This window comes from Bacillus kwashiorkori (assembly GCF_001375515.1).
GTDB classification, from domain to species: domain Bacteria; phylum Bacillota; class Bacilli; order Bacillales; family Caldibacillaceae; genus Bacillus_BK; species Bacillus_BK kwashiorkori.
The window spans coordinates 288,730-302,481 of sequence record NZ_CTDX01000016.1; the positions used below are offsets into that span (position 1 = coordinate 288,730).

A 13,752-nucleotide genomic window follows, 5' to 3' on the forward strand; every position below is an offset into this window, starting at 1 on the left:
CTTTTTTTAGAAGGAAAAATGTTGAATACGTAACTTAAAATTTTTCATATTTCTAATGGAATGAGCCAAAGTAATATTAGGAGTAATTAGGGGGGATGAAATTGGGAATTTATAGTATCCTTTTAATTCGAACGATATTAGTTTATATTTTAATTACCATTATTTTTCGTTTAATGGGGAAAAGAGAAATTGGTGAACTTAGTATTTTAGACTTAGTAGTATTTGTCATGATTGCCGAGATGGCGGTAATGGCCATCGAAAGGAATAAAATACCATTTTTTGAAAATATTTTTCCTATGCTAATTCTTATGTTCATACAAATATTATTATCTTTTATTTCTTTAAAAAGCAGAGCATTCAGAAGACTAGTTGATGGCGAGCCATCCATTATTATAAAAAACGGAAAAATACTTGAGAAAGAAATGAAAAAACAACGGTATAATTTTGACGATTTATTAATGCAATTACGGGAAAAAGATATATCGAAAATATCTGACGTTGAATTTGCTATCCTCGAATCTTCGGGAAAACTTTCGGTAATAAAAAAACAACAAGGAAAAAAACAACACGATGGTTTTACTGCTGCTTTAATTTTAGATGGGGAAGTACAGGAAGATAAATTGAAGGAAATAAATAAAACGCCGGCTTGGTTAAATAAAGAGTTAGCAAAGCGCGGGTATCATGATGTAGGGGAAATCTCCTTTTGCAGTTATTCAGGGGGAGAATTTTATATTGATGTAAAAGATTGACTACTAATAATTATGATCAACTAGTTTGAGAATTAGGAACGCAGACGGCTGAAGTATGTTGTTACTCGCCGTCTTATGTTCATTTCTAATATTTAATTTTTAGGCTCTCCACTGTAGATAACTCTATTTTCTTATTTATGTGCATATCATTTTGCATGGGTGTTCGTTAACGACTTATTTTGATGTTGCAGGTACGGAGACTTCGTGAATTTAGTTAGTAACTTTTAATGAGCTATTATCTTTTTATCGGCTGCAAAAACATAAAAAGTTTTCTTATATCTTTTAATGAAATGACTTTAAAAAGGGTAAGACCGATAATATATAACAAAACCATTACGCAACTAGTGAGAGATATTGCAATAAAATTAGGATATTGTTGTATAAATAAAGCAAATAAATATTTCCCAGCAAAGCCGATAGCAATGGTGACGATCAAAATTTTTACGTAAAACCGAGCATAAAAGGTAAGGGGAATTACCTTCATTATTGTTGCATAATGAAGAAATGCGACCAACACAAAACCGATAATAAAACCGAGGGCAACGCCATTAATGCCGAAATCCGGTTGAGAAGCAAGAATAAAAATGGTTGCCGTTTTTACGACAGCTCCTATGAAACTGTTAATCATTGCGGCTTTAGCTAAGTCTAACGCTTGCAATGTTGCTTGTAGTGGCGCTTGCAAATATTGAAAAATGATGAAAGGTGCCATAATCTGGATGAAAATCGCTCCACTGCTCGAATTGTACATCGCTTGCATTAATGGTTCTGCAAGAGTGTAAATAACAATGACGGAAATCGCCCCTGTTAAAATACATAGCCGTAATGCTTGTTGGATTCTTCTCTCTACAAGGGCGAATTTTTTTAATGAATATGCTTCACTAATTGCCGGAACTAGCGATGTACTCAAAGCAACGGTAATAAATGATGGCAGCAATAATAGCGGTAAGGCAAAACCTGTTAATGATCCATATTGTTTCGTAGCAAGTGTCGTTGTTACTCCGGCTATTGCTAAACTATGGGTGACAACGATTGGTTCTACAAACCACGATAAAGATCCAATCATTCTACTACCTGTCGTAGGCAAAGAAATATTTAATAGTTCTCGGAAAATCGATTTCGTGTTTTTTAAACTGGATAAGAAATTTTTCCGCAAAGGGAATGCTTTTTTTATTTTGAACATCGTTAATAAATAAAATAACGCAATAGTTTCTCCTCCGATAGTAGCTAACATCACTGCAGCAGCGGCATATTCAATACCAAATGGTAAAAAGTATTTCGTTAATACGACAATTAGGCCAATGCGAACAACTTGTTCAATGATTTGTTGAATCGCAGCTGGTTTCATATTTTGTTTCCCTTGAAAATATCCGCGAATAACAGAAGATACAGCAACAACGGGAATAACAGGTGCAATGGCCAATAACGGAAAAATGGTTCGTTCATCCGTGAAGACGGTTCCTGCTAGAAGTGGTGCACCAAAAAATAATAAAGGTGTGAAAATAATCGAAAGGGTTAATGTTGTAATAAGCGATATCGCTAAAATTTTTTTTACTTTTCTCGTATTTCCAATCGCTTCTGCTTCTGCGACTCGTTTGGAAATAGCGACAGGAAGCCCAAATTGTGTTAAAGTAACAACAAGGATAAAAGTCGGATAGGCCATCATATATAGTCCTACACCTTCTTCTCCAATCATTCTGGCGACAACAATCCGATTTATAAATCCTAATATACGAGTAAATAGTCCGGCGATTAATAAAATCATCGTCCCTTTTAAAAACTTTGACATTTTATTCCCAGCCTTCTCAAAGGGTATTTTTTTATATACAATTGATATATATGCCAAAGCTTGTACAAAGAATGACTAAAAAGATAAACAGTTTCCAAATCAGTCGTTACTTTTCATCAAAGATGGACTATACATATAAGAAAGGCGGTAATTTTTAAGAATTAATTAGTTGAAAATTCTTTTTTAGGGGGATTTACCTTGGATCATCCATATGAAAAATATCGTCAAGAAGTAAAAGCGGCATTAGAGAGTAAATTAGAAGAATTTGCCCTGTTAGGATATGGTACTGTTACAGAATCAGAGTTGTGGAATTTCTTCCTTACGAAAAAATGGCGTAAACCGAACGAGGAGGTCCGCATTTACCAAATTGTCAGTGATATTATGTCATTAAAGCCGAGTGATTATATGACATTTGCCACGGTTGAATCGTTAAAAGCACCAAATTGGTTCACAAATGAGGGAGCGGAGCAATTAAAAGAATTATTAAAATAAACAAAGTCACATTGACAGTGTGATTCTCCTGTTTCATAATGAAATTATTCAAATCAATATTGTAAAAGTTCGTATTTCAGTCATCGTAATGGAGGCGCTTTAAGGAGGATTTGTAAAATATGGTAAAAAGAAGTCGGATTGTTGCTTTTTTTCTCATTATTATTTTATTCGCAAGTTTAGCTGGAACGACTACACAACCCCTTTTAAAAAAGCTTAACTTAGGTTTGGATTTAAAAGGTGGGTTTGAAGTTTTATATGATGTAAAACCAGTGAATGAAGGTCAAAAAATTAATCAAGACGTATTAAATAGTACGGTGGATGCATTGAACCGCCGAATTAACGTTCTCGGTGTAAGTGAACCTAGAATTGATATTGAAGAAGGTAATCGAATTAGGGTTCAATTAGCAGGCATTACTGATCAGGAAGAGGCTAGAGATATATTATCGACCACTGCAGTATTAACATTTCGTGATGCAGATGATAATAAGTTGCTCGATGGTACTGATTTAGTAGAAGGTGCTGCGAAACAGTCATTTGATGAGAATGGAAAACCAAATGTCGCATTAAAATTAAAGGACGCTTCATTATTTGGAGAAGCGACTGGAAAAGTATTGCAAAATCAAATTCCAGTTATGGTTATTTGGCTTGACTTTGAAGAAGGGAAAGATTCCTATGCTGCAGAAAGGACGAAGGAAAATCATAAATATATTTCCGATCCAGCTGTAAGGGAAGTTATTAATAGTACTGATGTCACCATTACAGGGAATTTCACTCCAGAGGAAGCACAAAATTTGGCAAATCTTTTGAATGCCGGTTCCCTTCCAGTAAAATTGAATGAAGTGTATTCTACATCTGTCGGTGCGCAATTTGGGGAGCAAGCACTAAATAAAACGTTAACGGCTGGAATCATTGGAATTATTTTAGTTTTCTTATTCTTGATTTCTTTATACCGTCTTCCAGGTGTTGTCGCAACTGTTACGTTAGCAGTGTATATTTATTTAATTATAGCGGTTTATAACGGTTTGCATGCAGTATTAACTTTGCCAGGTATTGCGGCACTATTATTAGGAGTCGGTATGGCGGTAGACGCCAATATTATTACGTATGAACGAATTAAAGAAGAACTTCGAGTGGGAAGATCACTAAAAGCCGCTTTTAAAGAAGGAACAAAGTCTTCCTTTATAACCATCATAGATGCAAACTTAACTACTTTAATTGCCGCAGGTGTATTGTTTGTATATGGGACAAGCTCGGTTAAAGGCTTCGCTACGATGTTGATTGTCAGTATTATTATCAGTTTCTTTACGGCAGTTTATTTAACACGGCTATTATTAGCATTATTAGTTAATAGTAATTACTTTAACAATAAACCACAATGGTTCGGTGTGAAAAAGTCAGATATTAAAGATATTAAAGAAGGCTATGATACATTAGATATGCCAACGAAATTTGATAAGATTGATTTTGTAGGACATAGAAAATTATTCTTCACCATTTCATCTGTATTAATCGGCTTAGGGATTGTCATTCTCTTTATTTTCCGATTAAATTTAAGTATCGACTTTTCTAGCGGAACAAGAATTGAAATCATGTCTAATCAATCATTTACAACAGAGGAAGTAAAAACAGAGTTAGAACAGTTTAATATTGAAACGAATGATATCGTACTTTCAGGAGCGAACAAAGAAATTGCTGTTGCTAGGTACAAAGGTTTATTGAAACAAGAGGAAATTAACGAATTAAAAGATTATTTTCATGATAAATACGGCATCGATCCTAATATTAGTGTCGTAACTCCGACCGTCGGAAAAGAACTAATTAAAAATGCACTATTTGCTTTAACAATTGCTTCCTTAGGAATTATACTCTATGTGACATTACGTTTTGAATGGCGAATGGCTTTGGCAGCAATTATTGCCTTATTACATGATTCGTTCTTTATGATTGCTTTATTTAGTTTTACAAGATTGGAAGTAGATTTAACATTTGTTGCTGCAATTTTAACCATTATTGGTTATTCGGTTAATGATACAATCGTAACTTTTGACCGAATTCGCGATCATTTAAAACGCAAAAAACGTATTCGCGAGTTTCAGGAACTTGTAGACATCGTTAATACTAGTTTAAGACAAGTATTTACTCGTTCATTAAATACAGCTTTTACGACATTAATTCCAGTTCTATTCTTATTAGTAATGGGTAGTTCAGCAATTTGGAATTTTTCCTTTGCTATGTTCATCGGATTAATTGTCGGTCTTTATTCATCTCTATACATTGCCGCCCAATTATGGCTCATATGGAAAGGGAGAGAATTAAAGCAGAAGGGTACATTAATTACTTATAAAGAAAAGAAAAAATACTCCGATCAACCACAAGTATAATATACCTTTACTGATGTATTTTGATAATGCCTGCTACTTCTACTATCTAGAGGGAAGCAGGTTTTTTTTGGATTGTTTAAATATCTTATGGTAGTAATGCGTTTTAGTGGAAAAGTTTGCTTTTTGCATCTAACTTAGCGTTAATTCACCTAAAGAAATTCATTATGTACTCGACCCTCCTATTTTTACGCAAATAACATCATCTATTCCAGAAATATTCCTCTCCGAATAATTAACTAAAAGTCATCACGCATATAGGAAAAATAAAGTTTCAAAAACTATTCGTTGAAAGTGATTTTCCCCTTTTGTATAATGAATTAGTTGAGAGGTGGAATGTTAATGATTGAAGCAAAATCACGTTGGGTTTTTCGAGAAACAAATGAAACAGTTGCAAATCAACTTGCTAAGCAGTTAAATATAACACCTCTAGTTGCGAAATTACTGGTAAATCGTGGAATTCAAACAATGGAAGAAGCGCAAGACTTTTTATTTCCAAAAGAGCAACTGCATAATCCTTTTTTATTAAAAGATATGGATATTTGTGTGAAACGCATCAATGAAGCGGTTGAAAAAAAGGAAAAAATAATAGTCTATGGAGATTATGATGCCGACGGTGTTTCTAGTACAGTTGTGCTTTTACAAGCTTTAAAATCGTTAGGAGCACATGCTGATTACTATATCCCTAATCGCTTTACAGAAGGATACGGCCCAAATGAAACGGCATTTCGAAACATTAAAGCAGCAGGTTATGATTTATTAATTACCGTTGATAATGGAATAACTGGTATCCATGAGGCAAAAGTTGCGCAGGAAATCGGATTAGATTTAATTATTACTGATCACCATGAAATTGGTAGTGAGTTACCAGAAGCAATTGCAATTATTCATCCGAAACGTCTAGATGGAAATTATCCTTTTAAAGAATTAGCTGGTGTCGGTGTTGCATATAAAGTGGCTTCTGCTTTGCTAGAAAAAGAACCAGAATATTTATTGCCATTTGTTGCCATCGGTACGATAGCCGACTTAGTACCTTTACACGGTGAAAACAGAGTTATTGTCAAACGTGGATTAGAAAAAATGAAGGAATCAAAAAATCTAGGTTTACTAAGTTTAATTGCACGTACTAGTATTGGACAAAATGAAATAAATGAGGAGTCCATTGGTTTTTCTTTAGCTCCCCGCATAAATGCTCCTGGCAGGATGGATAGTGCTTGCATCTGTGTCCAGTTATTTTTAACCGATAGTAAGGAAGAAGCGGACGAGTTATCTAAAGAAATAGATTTAATGAACCAACAACGGCAAGAAATTGTCAATGATATTACATTAGAAGCAATCGAATTGGTAGAAAAGACAGAAATGCATCAAACAAATAAAGTACTTGTTATCGGAAAATCAAATTGGCATGCTGGAGTAATTGGAATTGTTGCTTCTCGTTTAGTAGACAAATATTACCGACCTGTCATTGTTCTTACTTTTGATGAGGAAAAGGGGATAGCTAAAGGATCTGCACGAAGTATTCCTGGTTTTAACATATATGAAAATTTAAATTTATGTAAAGATTTTCTCCCGCATTTTGGTGGACATCCACTTGCTGCAGGTATGACATTGCTGTTAGAGAATGTTTCCATATTAAGGGAGCAGCTCAATGAACAAGCAGATGCGATCATGAGTGAAGAAGATTTCGTTCCGATAACTGAGTTAGATGGAAAAGTAGCTCTCAGCGATATTACTGTTGAATCCGTTGAACAAATTCAACTACTTGCTCCTTTTGGAATGGGTAACCCAAAACCAAAATTGTTAATTGATCAAATTACGATACCCAACTTAAGAAAAGTTGGTGCCAATGCGAACCATTTAAAAATTTCCATGACTGATGGGGAAAATCATCTAGATGGAATTGCTTTCGATATGGGAGAATACGCGGATCATATATCAACACTATCCTCGGTATCTGTAATAGGTGAGCTAGCAATTAATGAGTGGAATAATATTCGTAAGCCCCAACTATTTATGAAAGATGTAGCTGTAAAAGAATGGCAATTATTTGACTTTCGTGGATCCAAACAATTAGATAAAATGGTGGAGCTAATTCCAGAGAAAAATCGAAAAATTATCGTATTTCAAGAACAAACGATTACTAAATTAAATTTAGCTCCATTTCTTAAAGATATTCGTTTAATCCAAACAGTACAAGATGCCCTCGACTGTTCTTTAGATAATTGTCATATACTACTTGTTGATATGCCACCAAACGAGCAACTTTTGACTAGCTTAATCACTAAAGAACGCATTTCGAGAATTTATGCTCATTTTTATCAAGAAGAAACACAATTCTTTCGGACAAATCCAACCAGAGATCATTTTAAATGGTTCTATGCATTTCTATTAAAACAAGGTGTATTTGACCTGAACCGTTACGGCAAAGATTTAGCCAAACATCGTGGTTGGTCAAATAATACAATTGATTTTATGACAGAGGTGTTTTTTGAATTAGATTTTGTTACAATAAATAAGGGAATTATTTCTATTAAAAAAGATGTCCAAAAAAAGGATTTATCTGAATCAAAAACTTTCAAAAAAAGACAAGAGCTAGTGCAATTAGAAAAAGATTTACTATTTTCTTCTTATCCCCAGTTAAAAACATGGTTTGATAGGTGGATGAAATTGTCTAGTCTTGAGGAGGAAAAAGTATTATGGATTTAAAAGAATATGTCGCTATCGTACAAGATTGGCCAAAGCCAGGTATTAAATTTAAAGATATTACACCATTAATGAGTAATGGTGAAGCTTTCAAATATGCGACAGATCAAATCGTTCAATACGCGAAAGAAAAAGAAATTGATATTATTGTTGGTCCAGAAGCGCGCGGTTTTATTATTGGTTGTCCAGTAGCTTACTCATTAGGAGTTGGCTTTGCACCAGTCCGGAAAGAAGGAAAACTTCCCCGTGAAACGATAAAGGTCGAATATGGTCTAGAATATGGAAAAGATATTCTCACCATTCATAAAGATGCCATTAATCCAGGGCAAAGAGTATTAATAGTGGATGACTTGCTCGCAACAGGTGGTACTACAGAAGCAACAGTCAAATTAGTGGAACAACTTGGTGGCGTTGTAGCGGGTTTGGCGTTTATCATTGAATTGGGTTATTTAAACGGCAGAGAGAAATTAAAAGGCTACGATATTTGCACATTAATGCAATATTAAAAAAGTTATTTTATAGCTTGGCATTTATTGCCAAGCTATTCATTTTTTCATTTGAGTGATACCAACTTTACAATTCGACAATTTTTTTTCATAATAAATACAATTCAATTATGCAAATGTACGTTTTTATAGTATATTAAAGTTATCCAATATTCGCACTGAATGAATAGACGCTAGACTTCTACGTGTAGTCTTTTTTAAAATTGAGAGATTTGTTTGCTTAAGACTTAAGAAACAATAGTTGTCCTAATAGTCATTATTTATTTTCCCCTAGTGTGAACGGATGTACGGTCTTCTTTATTTTTTAAAATTTTTTCACTTATCGATAAATGAATCGTTAACTTATATTTTTGGTATTCTTTTTATTTATAGCTTTATACAAAAGGTGATTATATGACAACCGACCAAATATTATCCATCAATGAAGTAATGGGAAAAATATCAGGCTACTTAAATGAAGAACATGTTGCATTCGTAAAGAAAGCTTACGAATTTGCTTGTGTTTCTCATAAAAATCAGTTTCGAAAATCAGGTGAACCATATATTATTCATCCGATTCAAGTAGCGGGAATTTTAGCGGATTTAAAAATGGATCCTGCCACACTGGCTGCCGGCTTTTTGCACGATGTTGTAGAAGATACCGCCGTTACATTAGAGCAAATTCAAACGGAATTCGGTGAAGAAGTAGCAATGCTTGTGGATGGTGTTACGAAGTTAGGTAAAATTAAATATAAATCGAAACAAGAACAGCAAGCGGAAAACCATCGGAAAATGTTTGTAGCGATGGCAAAAGATATGAGAGTGATTCTTATAAAGTTTTCTGACCGATTGCATAATATGCGGACGTTAAAACACTTACCCGAAGATAAACAACGCCGAATTGCTAATGAAACACTGGAAATATTTGCCCCACTCGCACACCGTCTTGGGATTTCAAAAATTAAATGGGAACTAGAAGATACTGCTCTACGCTACTTAAATCCTCAACAATATTACCGAATCGTTAACTTAATGAAACGGAAACGAGCAGAAAGAGAACAATATATCGAGGCGGTAATGGATGAGGTAAATAATCGTCTTCAAGAAGTGAATATAAAAGCAGAACTAACAGGCCGTCCAAAACATATTTATAGTATTTATCGAAAAATGGTCCATCAAAATAAACAGTTTAACGAAATATATGATTTATTGGCTGTAAGGATTATCGTAAACAGTATAAAAGATTGTTATGCAGTATTAGGGATTATCCACACTTGTTGGAAACCGATGCCTGGACGGTTTAAAGATTATATTGCAATGCCAAAACAAAATTTATATCAATCATTGCATACGACCGTGATTGGACCTAAAGGGGAACCGTTAGAAGTACAAATCCGAACGTTAGAGATGCATCAAATTGCAGAATTCGGTATCGCAGCACACTGGGCATATAAAGAAGGAAAAAAGACCGATCACGTTGATACGTTTGAGAAAAAGCTAACTTGGTTCCGGGAAATATTGGAATTTCAAAATGAATCCGCTAATGCACAAGAATTTATGGAGTCATTAAAGATGGACTTGTTCTCTGATATGGTATATTGTTTCACCCCTAAAGGTGACGTGATAGAGCTACCGTCAGGGTCCGTTCCAATTGATTTTTCCTACCGAATTCACTCGGAAATTGGCAATAAGACCATTGGTGCGAAAGTAAATAATAAAATGGTACCACTTGACTATAAGTTAAAAACCGGTGATATTGTAGAAATTTTAACATCTAAACATTCGTACGGACCTAGTCGTGACTGGTTAAAATTAGCGCAAACTTCCCAGGCAAGAAATAAAATTAAACAATTCTTTAAGAAACAATTGAAAGAAGAAAATATTGTTAAAGGTAAAGAGTTAATTGAAAAGGAAATCCGTGCCCTTGACTTTGAATTAAAAGATGTGTTAACTGCAGAAAATATCCGTCGCGTTGCGGAAAAGTTTAACTTTGCCAATGAAGAGGATATGTATGCAGCTGTCGGCTATAGCGGAATAACAGCTGCACAAGTTGCCAATCGTTTAACAGATAAACTGCGCAAACAAAAAGAAAGAGACGAACCAACTATTTTAAAAGAAGTTAATGAATTGCGGCCGATTGAGTCTCCAAGACGGAAAGATACTGGGGTTCGTGTGAAAGGGATTGATAATTTATTAATTCGCCTATCCAAATGTTGTAATCCAATTCCAGGAGATGAAATAGTCGGTTTTATCACAAAAGGAAGAGGGATTTCCGTTCACCGAAGCGACTGTCCAAATATTAATGTGGAGGATCGCGATCGATTAATTGACGTAGAATGGGAAGGTTATTCCAGCAACCGGAAAGAATATAACGTAGACTTAGAAGTAAGTGGATTTGACCGTCGAGGCTTGTTAAATGAAGTGTTGCAAGCAGTTAACGAAACAAAAACGAATATTACCGCTGTTACAGGGAAAACGGATCGGAGCAAAATGGCAACGATATTAATCACTATTTCTATTCAAAATGTTGCTCATTTACAAAAGGTAGTAGACAGGATTAAACAAATTCCTGATATTTATGCGGTGCGAAGAGTGTTAAATTAACTAGAGGAGAAGACAATGAGAATAGTTTTACAAAGAACGAAAGAAGCAAGTGTAACAGTCGATAATGAAATTGTAGGTAAAATCCGTAAAGGGTTCGTTTTATTAATTGGTGTAACTCATGAAGATACAGAAAAAGATGCAAGTTATTTAGCAGATAAAATAGCTGGACTGCGAATTTTCGAAGATGATAATGAAAAAATGAACTTATCATTAATGGATGTAGGTGGGGCTATACTTTCTATATCTCAATTTACTTTATATGGTGACACGAGAAAAGGTAGAAGACCAAACTTTATTAATGCTGCCAAGCCGGAGCAAGCAGAAAAATTATATGAATTTTTTAATGCATTATTGCGTGATAAAGATATTCAAGTCGAGACCGGTGTTTTTGGAGCGATGATGGATGTTCAGTTAATCAATGACGGACCGGTAACGATTATTCTTGATAGTAAAGAGAAATAATAAAATTAATTTAAACAGTCTATAAAATTTTCTAGCAGTGGAAATTTTATAGACTGTTTTTCTTTTATAAGTGATAATTCGATTCAAGTAAGGGAAAGCTAATTAAAGAGAATGTAACGATTAGAATTAGCTAAGGAAGGATGAATATAATGCGCGCAAGTGATAAAAGTCAACAAACGAATCGGCTTGGCAACCAATTATATGGTGTTAATCTCCATGATTTTCTGGAAAAATACGATAATAATTCTATGATTGAATTAGCAAGTGAATTTGGTTTATCTTTAGGTGACGTGCGAAAACTAAAAAAACAGTTGGAAAAAAACTAAAGAAGAAAACTTGTGAAAAAGTCTAATATAACGCTTGACAATTGTGAAAATCTCTCATATCATAAGATAATTAATATACATATATTTTAATCCGTTGAAGGAGAAAAGTAATTTTGCCCCACATGGAAAGAGAGGGAGTGTCTAAGGCTGTGAGCATTCCTCCATGATGACGAAATGAAAGACACTCCCGAGGATGATCTCTGAACGGGATTTAACTTAACTATTCATGTTTCCTTATTAAGAGATTACGTTAACAGGCGTTAACTGTGGAAGTGGAAAGATTTTTTTAAAGTAGAGTTAGTTTCAAGCTTATTTCAGAAAGCATAGCATGTTTCCTTACTTTACATTAAATCTTTCAAAAAGGGTGGCACCGCGAGCAATACCTCGTCCCTTGTGATAATGACAAGGAACGGGGTTTTTTTATACATAAAAAAATTACCATATATTGTTAAATTATTCTTTAGTTGGAGGGAACTTAACAATGAAAGTGCAAATCCCAAGAGGGACACAAGATATCTTGCCAAAACAAGTGAAGTTATGGCAAATAATTGAAGAAAAGGCGCGGGAAATTTGTCAAAACTACCGCTATGAGGAAATTCGTACCCCGATGTTTGAACATACGGAAATTTTTACTAGAGGAGTCGGCGATACGACTGATATCGTTCAAAAGGAAATGTACACCTTTTTGGATCGTGGAGACCGTGAATTAACACTACGACCAGAAGGCACAGCGCCAGTTGTCCGCTCTTTCGTAGAAAACAAATTGTTTGGTGATCCTAATCAGCCAACAAAATTGTACTACTTAGGCCCGATGTTTCGTTATGAACGACCACAATCAGGCCGTTATCGACAATTTGTTCAGTTTGGTGTAGAAGCACTTGGCAGCAAAAATCCGGCAATTGATGCAGAAGTGATCGCCCTTGCCATAGAGTTATATTCGCAATTAGGATTAAAAAATTTAAAACTAGTTATTAATAGTCTCGGTGATAAAGAAAGCCGAATGCGTCATCGCGAAGCACTGATCAATCATTTTAAACCGAAAATTGGAGAATTTTGCTCTGATTGCCAAAGCCGCCTAGAAAAAAACCCGCTCCGTATTTTAGATTGTAAAGTGGATCGCGATCACGAATTAATGAGCAATGCCCCATCCATTTTAAATTACTTGAATGATGAATCGAAGCAATATTTTGATAAGGTATGTCATTACTTAGATTTACTAAATATTAACTATGAAGTAGACGCTACATTAGTTCGTGGTCTTGACTATTACAACCATACTACATTTGAAATTATGAGTAATGCGGAAGGGTTTGGTGCAATAACCACTTTATGTGGTGGTGGTCGTTATAACGGTCTCGTTGAGGAATTTGGTGGACCGGAAACACCAGGGATCGGTTTTGCATTAAGTATTGAACGATTAATTTCTGCTTTAGAAGCGGAAGCAATCACGATTGAACAAGAGGATACACTTGATCTGTTCGTCATTGCCTTAGGTGAAGTAGCTGAAGATTTTTCAGTAAAATTGTTGTATGAATTGAGGAAACAGCAAATTCGAGCAGACCGTGATTATATGGATAGAAAAATTAAAGCGCAATTAAAAGCGGCTAATCGGTATAATGCAAAATATGTAGTCATTATCGGTGATGATGAAATGAACAATGGAAAAGCAATGCTAAAAGAAATGGCTACAGGTGAACAGACGGAAGTAAATCTCGATACGTTTGTGGCGAATTTTAAACAGAGAGTAACTTCAAGGGAGGAATAACA

Annotated in this window: 10 protein-coding genes and 1 other annotated feature; of the genes, 9 read left to right on the forward strand and 1 reads right to left on the reverse strand. The window is 34.7% G+C overall.

Features of this window, described 5'->3' with window-relative positions:
• The first annotated feature begins 95 nt into the window (after positions 1-95).
• Positions 96-749 carry a DUF421 domain-containing protein gene (locus BN1242_RS10600; protein WP_062355543.1) on the forward strand — a complete coding sequence of 218 codons (654 nt, stop codon included), beginning with the start codon at positions 96-98 and terminating at the stop codon, positions 747-749.
• Positions 750-984: 235 nt separating this feature from the next.
• On the opposite strand, the gene spoVB is transcribed toward BN1242_RS10600, so the two are convergent.
• The gene (spoVB, locus tag BN1242_RS10605) at positions 985-2,535 is read right to left on the reverse strand and encodes a stage V sporulation protein B (protein ID WP_062355546.1); all 1,551 of its coding nucleotides are present in this window, start codon (positions 2,533-2,535) and stop codon (positions 985-987) included.
• Positions 2,536-2,733: 198 nt separating this feature from the next.
• Here spoVB and BN1242_RS10610 point away from each other — a divergent pair, with 198 nt between their 5' ends.
• The 8 genes from BN1242_RS10610 to hisS all read left to right on the forward strand — a co-directional run bounded on the left by BN1242_RS10610 (position 2,734) and on the right by hisS (position 13,750).
• Complete coding sequence (locus BN1242_RS10610) at positions 2,734-3,027, forward strand: post-transcriptional regulator (RefSeq protein ID WP_062355549.1); 294 nt, start codon at positions 2,734-2,736, stop codon at positions 3,025-3,027.
• Between the two features lie 119 nt (positions 3,028-3,146).
• The gene (secDF, locus tag BN1242_RS10615) at positions 3,147-5,408 is read left to right on the forward strand and encodes a protein translocase subunit SecDF (protein WP_062355552.1); all 2,262 of its coding nucleotides are present in this window, start codon (positions 3,147-3,149) and stop codon (positions 5,406-5,408) included.
• A gap of 339 nt (positions 5,409-5,747) precedes the next feature.
• A complete protein-coding gene (recJ, locus tag BN1242_RS10620; protein WP_062355555.1) occupies positions 5,748-8,111 on the forward strand; it encodes a single-stranded-DNA-specific exonuclease RecJ in 2,364 nt (787 codons plus the stop codon).
• On the forward strand, positions 8,102-8,614 hold the full coding sequence (locus BN1242_RS10625) for an adenine phosphoribosyltransferase (protein WP_062355558.1): 513 nt from the start codon (positions 8,102-8,104) through the stop codon (positions 8,612-8,614). Before recJ ends, BN1242_RS10625 begins: the two co-directional genes overlap by 10 nt.
• 393 nt (positions 8,615-9,007) lie before the next feature.
• Positions 9,008-11,197, forward strand: a complete 2,190-nt coding sequence (locus BN1242_RS10630; RefSeq protein ID WP_062355561.1) for a RelA/SpoT family protein — start codon at positions 9,008-9,010, stop codon at positions 11,195-11,197.
• A 15-nt stretch (positions 11,198-11,212) separates the two neighbouring features.
• Entirely contained in the window at positions 11,213-11,659 is a 447-nt protein-coding gene (gene dtd / locus BN1242_RS10635; RefSeq protein WP_062355564.1) for a D-aminoacyl-tRNA deacylase, read from the forward strand.
• Positions 11,660-11,808: 149 nt separating this feature from the next.
• On the forward strand, positions 11,809-11,985 hold the full coding sequence (locus BN1242_RS13730; RefSeq protein ID WP_062355567.1) for a hypothetical protein: 177 nt from the start codon (positions 11,809-11,811) through the stop codon (positions 11,983-11,985).
• A gap of 85 nt (positions 11,986-12,070) precedes the next feature.
• Positions 12,071-12,380, forward strand: a binding site (T-box leader).
• 86 nt (positions 12,381-12,466) lie between these two features.
• Positions 12,467-13,750 (forward strand): histidine--tRNA ligase, encoded by a 1,284-nt coding sequence (hisS, locus tag BN1242_RS10645; protein ID WP_062355571.1) that lies wholly within the window; start codon positions 12,467-12,469, stop codon positions 13,748-13,750.
• The last annotated feature ends 2 nt before the right edge of the window (positions 13,751-13,752 follow it).

Bases quoted from the DNA above. Each gene is read 5' to 3' on its own strand.
- spoVB (WP_062355546.1), bottom strand. From the start codon at position 2,535: ATGTCAAAGTTTTTAAAAGGGACGATGATTTTATTAATCGCCGGACTA.
- secDF (WP_062355552.1), top strand. From the start codon at position 3,147: ATGGTAAAAAGAAGTCGGATTGTTGCTTTTTTTCTCATTATTATTTTA.
- BN1242_RS13730 (WP_062355567.1), top strand. From the start codon at position 11,809: ATGCGCGCAAGTGATAAAAGTCAACAAACGAATCGGCTTGGCAACCAA.
- BN1242_RS10600 (WP_062355543.1), top strand. From the start codon at position 96: ATGAAATTGGGAATTTATAGTATCCTTTTAATTCGAACGATATTAGTT.
- hisS (WP_062355571.1), top strand. From the start codon at position 12,467: ATGAAAGTGCAAATCCCAAGAGGGACACAAGATATCTTGCCAAAACAA.
- dtd (WP_062355564.1), top strand. From the start codon at position 11,213: ATGAGAATAGTTTTACAAAGAACGAAAGAAGCAAGTGTAACAGTCGAT.
- recJ (WP_062355555.1), top strand. From the start codon at position 5,748: ATGATTGAAGCAAAATCACGTTGGGTTTTTCGAGAAACAAATGAAACA.
- BN1242_RS10625 (WP_062355558.1), top strand. From the start codon at position 8,102: ATGGATTTAAAAGAATATGTCGCTATCGTACAAGATTGGCCAAAGCCA.
- BN1242_RS10630 (WP_062355561.1), top strand. From the start codon at position 9,008: ATGACAACCGACCAAATATTATCCATCAATGAAGTAATGGGAAAAATA.